General features: G+C 55.7%; 16 protein-coding genes. 11 read left to right on the top strand and 5 right to left on the bottom strand.

Going from position 1 to position 11,864, the window contains the following annotated elements; translation table 11 throughout:
* Nucleotides 1–19: 19 nt before the first annotated feature.
* On the bottom strand, nucleotides 20–586 hold the full coding sequence (locus CRP40_RS17420) for a hypothetical protein (RefSeq protein ID WP_027915065.1): 567 nt from the start codon (nucleotides 584–586) through the stop codon (nucleotides 20–22).
* 45 nt (nucleotides 587–631) lie between these two features.
* Here CRP40_RS17420 and CRP40_RS17415 point away from each other — a divergent pair, with 45 nt between their 5' ends.
* The 3 genes from CRP40_RS17415 to CRP40_RS17405 all read left to right on the top strand — a co-directional run bounded on the left by CRP40_RS17415 (nucleotide 632) and on the right by CRP40_RS17405 (nucleotide 3,077).
* Entirely contained in the window at nucleotides 632–1,207 is a 576-nt protein-coding gene (locus CRP40_RS17415; RefSeq protein ID WP_027915064.1) for a hypothetical protein, read from the top strand.
* Between the two features lie 435 nt (nucleotides 1,208–1,642).
* On the top strand, nucleotides 1,643–2,521 hold the full coding sequence (locus CRP40_RS17410) for a hypothetical protein (RefSeq protein ID WP_027915063.1): 879 nt from the start codon (nucleotides 1,643–1,645) through the stop codon (nucleotides 2,519–2,521).
* Between the two features lie 16 nt (nucleotides 2,522–2,537).
* The gene (locus CRP40_RS17405; protein ID WP_027915062.1) at nucleotides 2,538–3,077 is read left to right on the top strand and encodes a hypothetical protein; all 540 of its coding nucleotides are present in this window, start codon (nucleotides 2,538–2,540) and stop codon (nucleotides 3,075–3,077) included.
* Between the two features lie 67 nt (nucleotides 3,078–3,144).
* Here CRP40_RS17405 and CRP40_RS17400 read toward each other — a convergent pair whose 3' ends face one another.
* The 4 genes from CRP40_RS17400 to CRP40_RS17385 form a co-directional block, all read right to left on the bottom strand.
* On the bottom strand, nucleotides 3,145–3,414 hold the full coding sequence (locus CRP40_RS17400; RefSeq protein WP_027915061.1) for a hypothetical protein: 270 nt from the start codon (nucleotides 3,412–3,414) through the stop codon (nucleotides 3,145–3,147).
* A 14-nt stretch (nucleotides 3,415–3,428) separates the two neighbouring features.
* Nucleotides 3,429–3,812: a helix-turn-helix transcriptional regulator gene (locus tag CRP40_RS17395; RefSeq protein WP_027915060.1), complete on the bottom strand. Its 384-nt coding sequence runs from the start codon at nucleotides 3,810–3,812 to the stop codon at nucleotides 3,429–3,431.
* Nucleotides 3,813–4,145: 333 nt separating this feature from the next.
* Nucleotides 4,146–4,325 (bottom strand): carbon storage regulator CsrA, encoded by a 180-nt coding sequence (gene csrA / locus CRP40_RS17390; RefSeq protein WP_027915059.1) that lies wholly within the window; start codon nucleotides 4,323–4,325, stop codon nucleotides 4,146–4,148.
* 303 nt (nucleotides 4,326–4,628) lie between these two features.
* Nucleotides 4,629–5,282, bottom strand: coding sequence for a LexA family transcriptional regulator (locus CRP40_RS17385; RefSeq protein WP_027915058.1), 654 nt, complete (start codon nucleotides 5,280–5,282; stop codon nucleotides 4,629–4,631).
* An 87-nt stretch (nucleotides 5,283–5,369) separates the two neighbouring features.
* Here CRP40_RS17385 and CRP40_RS17380 point away from each other — a divergent pair, with 87 nt between their 5' ends.
* The 8 genes from CRP40_RS17380 to CRP40_RS17340 all read left to right on the top strand — a co-directional run bounded on the left by CRP40_RS17380 (nucleotide 5,370) and on the right by CRP40_RS17340 (nucleotide 11,756).
* On the top strand, nucleotides 5,370–5,585 hold the full coding sequence (locus CRP40_RS17380; protein WP_027915057.1) for a YdaS family helix-turn-helix protein: 216 nt from the start codon (nucleotides 5,370–5,372) through the stop codon (nucleotides 5,583–5,585).
* A gap of 618 nt (nucleotides 5,586–6,203) precedes the next feature.
* The gene (locus CRP40_RS17370; RefSeq protein ID WP_097223521.1) at nucleotides 6,204–6,917 is read left to right on the top strand and encodes a helix-turn-helix domain-containing protein; all 714 of its coding nucleotides are present in this window, start codon (nucleotides 6,204–6,206) and stop codon (nucleotides 6,915–6,917) included.
* On the top strand, nucleotides 6,910–8,292 hold the full coding sequence (gene dnaB / locus CRP40_RS17365; RefSeq protein WP_027915055.1) for a replicative DNA helicase: 1,383 nt from the start codon (nucleotides 6,910–6,912) through the stop codon (nucleotides 8,290–8,292). The genes CRP40_RS17370 and dnaB overlap by 8 nt, the downstream gene beginning before the upstream one ends.
* Before the next feature lie 73 nt (nucleotides 8,293–8,365).
* Nucleotides 8,366–9,667 carry a site-specific integrase gene (locus CRP40_RS17360; protein ID WP_239930233.1) on the top strand — a complete coding sequence of 434 codons (1,302 nt, stop codon included), beginning with the start codon at nucleotides 8,366–8,368 and terminating at the stop codon, nucleotides 9,665–9,667.
* Nucleotides 9,630–9,959 carry a hypothetical protein gene (locus tag CRP40_RS17355; RefSeq protein ID WP_097223520.1) on the top strand — a complete coding sequence of 110 codons (330 nt, stop codon included), beginning with the start codon at nucleotides 9,630–9,632 and terminating at the stop codon, nucleotides 9,957–9,959. The genes CRP40_RS17360 and CRP40_RS17355 overlap by 38 nt, the downstream gene beginning before the upstream one ends.
* Nucleotides 9,960–9,966: 7 nt before the next feature.
* Nucleotides 9,967–10,356: an antiterminator Q family protein gene (locus CRP40_RS17350; RefSeq protein WP_027915052.1), complete on the top strand. Its 390-nt coding sequence runs from the start codon at nucleotides 9,967–9,969 to the stop codon at nucleotides 10,354–10,356.
* A gap of 167 nt (nucleotides 10,357–10,523) precedes the next feature.
* Complete coding sequence (locus tag CRP40_RS17345; RefSeq protein ID WP_239930231.1) at nucleotides 10,524–10,850, top strand: phage holin, lambda family; 327 nt, start codon at nucleotides 10,524–10,526, stop codon at nucleotides 10,848–10,850.
* 165 nt (nucleotides 10,851–11,015) lie between these two features.
* Nucleotides 11,016–11,756: a hypothetical protein gene (locus CRP40_RS17340; RefSeq protein WP_027915050.1), complete on the top strand. Its 741-nt coding sequence runs from the start codon at nucleotides 11,016–11,018 to the stop codon at nucleotides 11,754–11,756.
* Nucleotides 11,757–11,864 lie beyond the last annotated feature (108 nt).

The raw sequence follows: 11,864 nt of genomic DNA, 5'->3' as shown, positions 1-11,864 counted from the left end.
AGCTAGATTAGGGGAAGGGTTACAGCAGGTGTGCGCCGGCTTCGAGCAGGTTGTCGCGTTCTTGGCGCAGGCGATCCGCCAGATGCCAAGGCGTCCAATAGCCATCATCCATGGGTACTGCGATAGGCTGCTGTAGACCGTTCCAGCGGAGACCGTAGCGAGGCAGGCCATATCCAGCTGGTGGCCGCGGTGGTCCTTCAGGCTTCAAGCCATTCAGGCGGACATTCTCGATGCGCAGTCGCTCAACCTCGGCAGGACCGGCAGCGCTTGCGAAGACCGGCCGAATCTCGCGCATGATCCCGAACTGATTGAAGCGGCCTACCTCATGATCGTGCATGGCCCGTTCGGTGTCACAGCACTCCCGCCACGGTGTCCACTGCGACCCAAATCCATCGGTCTTGCTGCGGATCTGGTAACCCGCAGGCTCGCCCTGGCCCTGCTGGGCCGGCTGATCGAAAATCTGCTCTGCAATGAGGTCTGCGCTGATTTCGTGATGTGCTCCGACTTGCTTGAGCGCAGTGATCAGTGAGTCGAGAGTGAAGGTTCTAGTTCTGTTGTTGCGGTTGGAGCGGTTTTCTATGGGCATGGAGAAGCCTGTGCGATACATTTTGGCGATTTAAGGAGGCAGATTATGGCTGGGCAGTATAATGGCACCCAAACCACGAAAACTTTTTCATACCTATTTTCGGGGGCTTGCCGTGCCCTGGAGTCGGCAGAGGAGGAAGTCGAGGGGCAGCTTTATGAAGTGATGAACTGTCTGATTCTTCAAGCGTTTACGGTGGAAGCTTATCTGAACCACTTGATTGAGGGGCCAGAGGACCATCACATGAATTTGGTCTTCAAGCGATCACGACCGAGCGTCTGGGAAAAATACCAGGCTATAGCCGTTGCTTTGCAGCTACCTACTACCAAACTCGTGGATGCGTATCCTAGTGTTGCCGAACTTCTGGAATTCCGAAACACATTAGCGCATGGAAAGACAGAATCAATTACCGTTAGTGAGACTCTTGAGGGAAACGAAGCTCCACATCGCGTAACCGATCACCAGTTTCCTAGCTGGATGAGGTTTTGCGATATCGAAAGAGCCAGGGATAGCCTTGAAGTTGTGCGTGAGTTTATTGAAACGCTTCATGCTAAGGCCGGTCTTGGTAGGTATCCGCTAAGTACTTTAGGTGGGGGCATATTTTCCTTCAAACTTCTGGACTGAAAGCTAGGCTCGCTCAAGTAATGCTGCGATGACTCGTTGTCCAGCCAAAAGTGGCAAAGTGTTGCCAGGCACGCGCATGGTCAGGCGATTTTTGTCAGCCCGGAAGAGGGCAACAAGGAAGGCCTAGACAGGCAATTCTTCACTGGCGCTAGGGGTTTGTATTCAGCCCTCGTCGACCAGAGCTCAGCGGTCCGATATGACCATGGCACCGACCGGTCGATTGATGTAGCAGGCGATGGCTTCAGAGAATTGGAAAGTGGTAAGCTAAGGCCTGAAGGCACGGAGAGTAGTCTATACTAGCTATAGAGCTCCCATAGGTGGATGTTAGATTTTAGCGTTGACATAGTATTGCTGTTCGTTATTGTCATGAATAAATAGATTTGCTTACAACTAATTTTGTCGGCTTATCAATCATGTGTATTTAAAGGGATTTCCATGAAGGTTTATTTTACTCCGGTGAAGTTGGTTGGTATAAGTCCGCGCTTGAGTCTTAGAGAGTTTTTCGATCATTTGGTAAAAAATTACTCTGGTGAATCGGATTTCAAGTCTATAGATAAAGAAGTTAAATTTAAATTTTTTGATGACCAAGACTCCTTCATAGTTATCGTTCTTACCATAAAGGATTTAAAGAATTTCTGTGAAGGCGATGACACTGGGTCCGACTTTACCTGGAAATTAAGCGGCGATCTAACAAATAAGATTGCTGAGACCAATGTGCTAGTTATTAGTAAAAAAAATTACGCGGGGGCCTATTTAAATAATGAAGGTTCAGTAAGGCTAAATACCTTTGAATCTAAATTGAGATGGGCGTTTAGGCAAGTGCTAAGAAACAGGCATAAGCGTTCTAAAAGAGACGAGAAATTTAGTATTCAGCGGCTGGTTGATTCTGCAGATATATTCAATAAGGTATCTAGGCTAAGTGAAGTTGACGAGATAAATGCGACTTTCACTAATCCGGCCACGGGTAAAAGAATGAATAACTCTATATTTAAAAGCGCAAAAAGTCTTAGAGTTGTTCAGCGGGTCGGCCATTTTTCTCTTAAGTCGCTTTCTAAGAGAAAAGAAATTTCTGACTATCTGGAAGGTCTCATTAAAGACGGGTGTACGGGGGTTAGCGTAAAGGGAACTGGCTCGACCAGCTTAGCGGGGGAGACCATTGGGATAGCCGATGCTGTGAATAGCATATATTCTATGGAATATGCTGATTATATTTCTTCCTTGAATGGCATAAGCTTGAGTCAGTTTTTGAGTAGTGATCTATTTAAGAATGCGAAAAAAGAAATACTGTCGAACTCATTGGTGAAGAGAGCTTAAAGCTCGGGAAGGTACAATGCAAAAGACAATTTTTGCCACGTGCTGCGTAGCCGCTATAATGGCATATGCTACCGCCTTGCTTTTAGCGTACAAGCTAAGTGGCTGCCTAGATACGGTGATTTTAACGTATCAGACCAGTATTAAAGGGTTCGTTTTTGCTGCTTTTTTAGGGGCGTCCTCTTTTTTGATATCACTCCTGACTTTTTTAGTTATAAACATCAAGGAGAAAATGTTTGATAGCCCTGAGTATCTTAAGTTATACGTGTTGCATATGAATCTCAAAGAGGGCGATTATATATCTAAAAAAGATCTGTATCAGCCGCTTAGGTTCATAAGTGTGATGTTGGTGAGCGCTATATTTTTATCAATAATTTCGTCGCTTAGTCAACTTACACTTGGTTTTTCTAACAACAAGTTTGTTCTAATAATTCCAACCTTTACTCCTTTCTTGGCTATTTCTTTCTTGATCTCCGCATTGTTTCAAATACATAGCTTAATTAAGCAGTGGCTAAGTTCTGAGGATGATGTAATCAAGGTGTCAAAAGATCATATGTAAGCAGCTTATAGATGCGGCAGATGAACTATGTAAGTTTGTTTGTACCGTTTAGGGGTTTTCTCGCCGCTCATTGCCGTTCGACCAGCTTGCACCGGGCAGCTGCCTCCATCGCGTTGACGAACACCATGGCGGCGTCGTAGTGGTATGCCATGCCCATGACGGCGTCGGTACGCAGGTCGACTACTTCCCAGATCTTGCCGCGGCTCATGGCCTGGTAGCGTGGCGCGGTGACCTTGACGCGGACCTGGGCCTCTTGCCGGGCGGGACTGGTGCTGGCCAGCAGCGCCTTGAGCTGTGGAACGCCTTGAGCGAAGGCGCGACTCGTTGCTGTTTGCATGATGTGATCCTCGGTCAGACGTGGAGCTCGAAGGCCTCGGCCTTGCGAACGATTCGAACTTGGGCGGTGCGGCGCTCTGGCACGCGACGGTCGCGGCGCATGGGGTCACCCACGTCGATGGCGGCGTGCAGCGCGATGAGGCTGGCCAGCGCGATGCACAGGGGGCTGATGATTTGGCGGCTCATGGCCTTGGTGACGGCCTCGACGCGCCGGCTGACCTGCATCTTGAACAGGGCCAGCTTCACGCGATTGGCGGCGGTACCGGGGGTGGTGCCCATCTGGCGGGCGATCTCTTTCGTGGTGAGGCCCTGGGCGACCCACAGCAGAGCTTCAAGCTCACGTGGCGCCAGGGCATCGCCGAGTTGGCCAGTCCATTTACCGCAGGTGATCGTTTCCATAATCTGTCTCGGTGGACCGCATTGGTCAGACGCCAGGTGCGGGCGACCAACCCCAGCCAACGAGCTGGCCTGGCGCCTGCCAATGCGGTCGAGAAGTTGGGGGAGGGGTGATGAAGGCGAGCGTGTTGCGCGGTACAGAATCGTCCGCATCGGGGTGTGATCTGCGCTTGTCATCGCTAGGACGCCCATTCGGTACCGCCTCAAGGGCTCAGCACGGTGACAGGGCGTGCCCGGTATGGAGTCGCCTTTCCAGATCACACTCCGATGCGGCCTGCGATGGGGTGCAGGACGTCGGGCAGTTAACGGCAGGCTGCCGTGGCGGTAATTATTCAGTCAGGCGGCGGTTTCAGCCTCAGCCTTGATCCGCTCTTGGACCTCATGACGATGCACCGACACGTCATGTGGCGCCTCGATGCCGATCCGCACCTGGTTGCCTCTAACGCCCAACACGGTCACCCGGATGTTTTCGTTGATTACGATGGTCTCGCCTGTCTTGCGGGTCAGTATCAGCATGGTCCTACTCCTTGGTTGGTTTCCTGTCTGGCCCTCGGCGGAAGGCCAGCCAGCGAAATCGATGTTTCCATCCAGCCACGGCACTTGCCTGCTGGAAAACTAGTTTTGCGCTTTACGCTGCACGCCTGGGACAGTTGCCATCCCTCTGGGCCGTTGAGGCCGACCCATCGCTGCCTTTCGCCGTCGGTGACCGCGATGAGAGGAAATATAGGGGCACACATAATTTTTGTCTATGGGAATGCACATATTTTTATGGTGGATGCAAAAAAGCCCGCATAAGCGGGCCGGAATGCCATAGGAAAATTACAGCTTCATGAGCGCCCTGACGACAACACCTACAATCCGGCAATCACCAGCGCACATCTCGGTAGGGTAAGCAGGGTTCAAAGGCTTCAGGTATCTGCGTCCGCCATCTTCAACGAGCTTCTTGAAGGTGGCTTCATTGCTGTCCGCCAGCTTGGCGATCACCAGCTTGCCGTGCTGCGCATCGGCCTCGGTGTCGACCAGAATCAACGTGCCTTCGGTAATGCTCTGGCCCACTGGCGCCGTCATCGAATCGCCCTTTACCTCCAGCCAGAATGCAGTGCCCTTGGCGTCGTACTCGGACAATTCGTACCGGTCGGAAAATCCGGGTGGGAAAGGCTCGACCGCTTCGGCCCAGGCACCAGCTGCAACCCAACTGATGATTGGATAGCGAAAGAATTGCTCAGGTTTTGCCACTGGCGCGACGTTCGACTGCTCATGGCGCGCCTCCAGCATCTCACCCTTGCCATTTTCTAGCCAAAGCGCGGACACACCGCAGGCCTTTGCGATAGAGGCGTTATAGGACGATCGACTCGACCTGCCGCGCTCGAGGTCCGAGATCGACGCTTGATCGATGCCCACGAGCCTTGCCAGCTCAACCTGGGTGAGCCGTGCGTGTTTTCTAGCTGCCTTGACGCGGTCTTTGTATTCCATGTGCGGATTATTAAGGGCGCTCCCATATTCTTGCAAACAGGTATGCCCATGCCATAGAGTATGGGTATTCACATACGGAGCGGCAGCATGAATGCCATCTTTAAAAGTCTCGTCGCCTTCTTCGGAACGCAAGAGGCAACCGCTGAAAAGCTGGGCGTCGACCAAAGCACTGTCTCCGGATGGGTGCGCGGTAAGCACGGCATGTCACCTGTAGTCGCCAAGCGCGCCGAGCGGATTACCGCTGGCGCATTCAAGAAAGAGGCGCTGTGCCCGAGCTTCCCGTGGGACGAGCTGGTCGCCTGACAGAAAAGAATTCTGACCTACCAAAGCAGGTATCGACAGATTCCTAGTGTGACTGGTGATTCATCCAGTACCCCAACCAGCCGCGAATTTAACCAATAGGAGAGGCGATGGAAAAGCTTGGAAAAGCCGCCAAACGATTGTGGTTCGGCGGGCAATTTGAGAACGGGGTTATCTACTCTCCGCTAGAGCTACTGCTGCTCGTAGGGTTGAAAGAAGTGCTTCGACGCAGACTTCGACGGGTTCTCCGGTGGTGTGGTTTATCAAATAGACCGGACCGAGATGTTGGGGATCGAAACTCACTTCGTCTCGGAGGCTTAGCTCTCCCTGCATCAGATCCATCACCAAGTAGCCTGCAGGCGATCTCACGACATAGCGGCCAATGTACAAGTTCGCCGCCGCGATAGTCCCTTTTACCTTCATTTCATGCCTCCTTGGACCTTTTCGTGTGGAGGCAAAAAGCTACCACAGATGCGCTGTACATCTATAAAACCTGAATTACAGGCACAAAAAAACCGCCTGGCAGGGCGGTTTCTTCAACAACGTAACGAGACCAATTATGCACTTATCACTTATCGCAGGCAACACCGCTGCCTGGGCGCTCCCGATGTGGTTTTTTTCATGAGTACGATCATCATGACAGCTTGCTGGCCACTCCAGAGCATGAGCCCCGCACAGAAGGCCGTGCTGATCTCGCTTGCTGACAACGCGAACGACGACGGCGTGTGTTGGCCTTCGGTGTCGCGCATCGCTCAGCGCACCTGCCTGTCGGAACGCGCTGTCCGCACAGCTTTGCGCTGGCTTGAGCACGCCAAAATCCTGACCGCACACCAGCGTTCGGGCCGCTCGACCTGGTACACCGTTAGCCCTTCCAGCTATGACCCCGGCAGCTCCTGCCCCCCGGCAGCAGATGCCGCCCCACCCCGGCAGGAAATGCCCCCCACCCCGGCAGCAGGTGCCGACCACCCCGGCAGCTCCTGCCCCCAGAACCGTAAAGGAACCATCAAGGAACCGTCAGAAGAAGAAAAGGGCATCGGCGACAGCGCCAAGGTGCCGGTCGAAAAGATCATTGGTTTGTTCAACGAGTTGCTGCCGACACTGCCAAGCGTGGTGCTGATCAACAAGGATCGGCGCAGCAAGCTTGCCGCACGATGGGCCGATAGCCCTGTGCACCAAGACCTGGAGTTCTGGCGAGACCTGTTCGGCATGGTCGAGTCGAGTGACTTCCTGATGGGCCGCATCGAAGGTCGCGAAAAGCAGTTCCGTTGCACATTCGACTGGCTGATCGCTCCTACCAACTTCGTGAAAGTGGTGGAGGGCAACTACCATGCGTGAACCCTACAACGCAGACGCCGAACATGGACTGTTGGGAGCCATGCTGCAGCGTCCAGAGCTGATCGATACGCTGTCCGATGACCTGACCCCTGAGTCGTTTTACTTCGTGGAAAACGCCGAGGTGTATCGGGGTATTCTGGAACTCCGGGCTGCTGGAAAACCTGTGGACCTGCTGACTGTGGCTGATCACGTCGGAATGCTGCACACGGGTGACCTGGCCCTGGGTCATTGCGGCTCGCTGATCGCCAACACGCCCAGTGTTGCCAATGCCGGCGCCTACGCGCGGATCGTTCGAGAGCGCGCCATTGAGCGTGCCCTGTATGACCTGAGCGCTCAAACGCTTGATATCGTCCAAGGCGGCGGTGACATCCAAGCCAAGATTGCAGCTGTCCAAGCGGCAGCTATGGCGATCGACACCGGCGCGGATCAGGATGAAGTGGTTAAAGCTGGCGACCTGATGACTGAACAGGTCGAGGTGTGGCAAGAGCGCCATGACCGGCATGCGCGCGGCGAGACCTTGATCGGCTTGTCCACCGGCCTGGCGGACTTGGACGAGAAGCTGGGCGGACTGCAGCCTGAGCAACTGATCATCGTCGCAGGGCGGCCTGCCATGGGGAAAACCACCCTGGCCATGGGGTTCGCCATTGAAGCTGCTGTGCGCCAGCGTAAGTCGACCCTTGTGGTCAGCCTTGAAATGAGCAAGGGACAGCTGCTGGACCGGGCGATGGCGTCCGAAGGGCGTATCCCGCTCAACCTGATCAAGAACGGCGCCGCGTGCCAGTCTCACGGGACTGAAATGGGTGTAGCTGCTCACAAGATCCAGCAAGCGAACCTGTTCATCGCCGATCGAGCTGGCGCCACTGTGGGCCGCATCCGCTCCATGGCCCGTCGCCACAAGCTGCGCTATAGCTTGGACCTGCTGGTGGTCGACTACCTGCAGCTGATGGAAGGCGATGGCGGGAACCGCACCGAGGAGGTGAGCAGCATTAGCCGTGGCTGCAAGTTATTGGCGCGCGAGCTGGGCATCCCAGTCGTGCTGCTGAGCCAGTTGTCCCGCAAGTGCGAGGAGCGCCCCAACAAGCGCCCGGTGCCATCCGACCTGCGTGAGTCGGGCGCCATCGAGCAGGACGCCGACGTGATCCTGTTTGTGTACCGGGACGAGGTCTACAACGAGAACACCGAATACAAGGGCATTGCCGAAATCATCATCGGAAAGGGCCGGGACGTGGAAACCGGTACCGTCCGCGCAGCCTTCCTTGGCCAGTACAACCGCTTTGAAAACCTGTCAGCCAGCTGGCAACCGGCCACAGTCGAACGGCCGGCCAAGGTCACCAGTATGGCCTCACGGTACGGCAACAGGGAAAAGCGCCAATGAGTGTCGTTAGGTATCGAACTACGCGTTTCCATGGCGATCGGTTTTCAGCATGAGTGCGACAGCAGTTGTAAAGGTGTCCGACGCCGAGATTCGGCGACAATCGACTGTGGACGGCGTGCGAGATCTGCGGGATCCACGCCACCCAGGTTTGCGGTTCCGCTTTGATCAAAGCCGAAAGGCCGGCACCTGGTTTCTCGTCGTGCGCGGCAAGTGGAACCGGCTTGCCCGCTTTCCCGAATACGGCGCAACGGCGATCTTTGCAGAGCTTCCTGCCTTGCGACAGCGTTTGCTGGGTCGGCCTGACGATGCTGTAGCTCTGGAAGGCCTGGTGACCGCAGGCGATCTGCTGCGATGGTTCAGTGATCGAGTAGGCAATGACGCTTCGCTATCCGACTCTTGGAAGGGCACGGTCAGAACCGTGATCAGCAAGCAGCTATTGCCACGCCTGGATGAACTGCCGATCACTGCCCTAACTGCGGCTACGCTCGACAAACTGCTGATGTGGCCAGCCCAGGCAAGGTTCTCGACGGCCTACGTTCGGCAGATGTTTCGCGTGCTGAGTCTAGCTGTCGGTAAAGCACGTGAGCTGGGGCTGATTGCCGCGAACCCAATGGCTGAGATGCGGTTCACCCACTTCATCAAGACCAAGATTCTGCCGAAGGATGGCCGGCTGCGCGCAGACCATCTGCATGAGGTAGTACCCGCGTTGGCTGCGTTATTCGAGCAGAAACCTGCCGAGGCCATGCTGGTGCTGTTGATGATCTGCCACGGCACTCGCCTAGGCGAGTCTCGCCAGGCGCAATGGGCAGACTTCTCGCTGAGCCATGCGGAGTGGGTCATTCCCGCCGTGCGCACCAAAACGCGGTCAGAACACCGCCTGCCGCTGACTCCCCGCGTGTCGGCGCTTCTACGGCGGTACCGGACCACGCAGATCTCGGCCGGGTACAGCGGGCAGTACCTGTTCCCTGGTCGTAAGGGGCAGCCGCTGAGCGAAAGCCAGGCCTCAGCCATTTTTCGCCGCCTGGCCAGCCGGACTTGGTCGAGTCACGACTTGCGCAAGGTCGCCCGCACGGCATGGCTCGACATGGGTGTCGACGGCTTCATTGGCGAAATGCTGCTGAATCACTCGCTGGGGAAGGTTGCTGATACCTATATCAAGACCAAGGCAAATGGCCTGCGCCGGGACGCCCTAGAGCAGTGGCATGAATGGCTTGACGGGATCGGCTTCGCAGCCATTCACAAGTTGACAGACATGCAATCCGCAATTTCTCACAACGGGCCGCAAGCCAAGCCACGCAAGGCGCGCAGCCCCATCGACGAATTTATTACAGGGGAGAATGCACAACGTGAAAAAGAGCACCAACCGTGGCTTTGAGCAGCCCCGCTTGGACCTGATCAAGTGCCCAACATGCAAGGGCAGGGCAGTGGTAGAAGGCGTGTTTTTTGAGCTGGCATGCACGGATTGCAACGGGTCAGGTTGGGTTGTTGAAGGTTCCAGGTTGGTGCTTTCACTGGAGCACCTGGTGACCCAACTCAGCTTCAAGTTGCAAGCGGCAGAGCAAGAAATAAAACAGATGAAAAGGCCTAGCGTGATGCAAGGGCCGGAGCAGCATTACCAAGGTTCCAACCGACGCGGCGCGGGCGGATCCAACTTCACTGGGGATTGAGCGGCACATGAAAAAACGAACCTACACGGACAAGCCCCTGGGTGATACCGAGTACATGCTTGAACAATGGGGGTGGTGGCGTATGGATGGGATGGGGATACCGCGTTACGTCTCGCCTCTGTTTGCGCTCATGCGTGATCACGTACTTTCGGAAGGAGGCATGAAGCAGTACGTCATTACCGATGAACTGGCCCTCGCGGTAGATGGTGCCTTGGCACGTCTGACCAAGCGTGATCAGCAGATGGGCGACTTCCTTTGGCTGTATTTCGGAGCAAAGTGGCCTGCTCTTCGTGTGGCCCGAGAAAGCAAGATAAGCGAAGCCAAAGCACGCGAGCTGATCAAGGCCGGAGTCGCTTGGATTGATTGCGCACTGGAGCAGGTGAGAGAAGCAGCTTAAAAAGTTCTTTCCGCGCGGATAAAGACCTGTTTCTATAGCAGCGTGTCCAGCTTGCAACGCAATGTGACACTGACAAACCCCGGCCAATGAGTCGGGGTTTTTCGTTTCTGCGCCTCGGCATTTGCCGGGGCGTTTTACCTTGCACTCCCGATTCGGGAGGAATCGAGATGCAGACCATGCCCCCTGAAAAGGATCCGACCTTCTGGGTCATGCTTGCGGCCGCCTTGCGTGACCACGGCATGCCCGCCGCTCTGGCCACCATCCTCAGTTACCTACGAATCCTCTACGACGACAAAGAACCCCGCTGGGATCGCCGCCTGCTCGAGGCTGCACTGGGTGGTGTGCTGGTTTTCATGGTCGGCATCGGCGCGGAAAAGTTCGGCATGACCGGCGGCTACGCCTATGCAGTCGCTGGCTTTGTCGGCGTGCTTGGCGTTGAGCAGGTCCGCCAGTTGGGTCGCCAATGGGCCAGCCGCAAGGTGGATTCGCAATGATCACCCGGCCGCTTTTGGCTGTCGTCGTCGCCTTTGTCGCATTTGCGCTGCAGGGTCATATGAGTTCTTACGAATCGATCACCTCTCTGGCTGCCTCTTCCTACAGCGAGAACTGCAGTGATCAGTTCAACCATTCTTAACGTCTGACATGTCCAGGAGCCAGCCATGATCGACTTCAAACTGGACATCGACCGCATCCCGCTGGCCCGCGAAATCTCAGACATCCAGAAGCGGCAGATCCCGTTCGCACAGATCCTTGCCCAGACCCGGCTGGCCCAGCAAATCAAGGCCGGCATGCTGGAAGTAATGAAGCAACGCATCGACCGGCCCACGCCGACCACGATGCGCAGCTTATTCGTTCAGGCAGCCACCAAGAGCCGCCCGGCCAGGGTCTATTTCAAGGACGCTTGGACCTCGGGCATTCCTGCTGATGCCTACCTGCAGCAGGCCGTCCAGGGCGGACAGCGGCCTCACAAGCGGTTCGAGAAGTCGCTGATCGCCAAGGGGCTGATGAAGTCCGGGCAGTACGCGGTACCGGTCAACGACCTGCTCAACCAGTACGGCAACGTCTCGCGCGGCACCATGACTCGCATCCTGTCGGGCCTGGGTGCAGCTGAGTCGGCAAGTGGCTTCCAGGCCAATGCCACCGGCAGCAAGCGCAGCCAACGCAAGGGCAATGCCAAGCGCTACTTCACTGGCACGGTCAACGATGAGCAGGGTATCTGGGAGCGCAAGGACACCGCATTCGGTGAAGCGGCCAAGCCTGTCTTCCTGTTCACCGACAGCGCGCCTTCGTACCGCGTGATCTTCCCGTTCTTCAAAATCGCCTCGAACATCGCCAAGGCTCACGGCCCGACAGTGCTCGACCGCGCCCTACGTGACGCCATCCTGACCGCTCGAACCTGACCGTTTTCAGGCCGATACGCTGGAGACCGCGTGTTCCGTGGCTTGCAGGAGTGAGGGGGTAGGGCGACGGGGTCGATTCGGTCGATTTTGGTCGATTTTTGACCATTT

The organism is Pseudomonas sp. URMO17WK12:I9, assembly GCF_900230165.1.
In the GTDB taxonomy this organism is placed as follows: Bacteria; Pseudomonadota; Gammaproteobacteria; order Pseudomonadales; family Pseudomonadaceae; genus Aquipseudomonas; species Aquipseudomonas fulva.
This window is presented reverse-complemented; position numbering and strand designations above follow the sequence as displayed.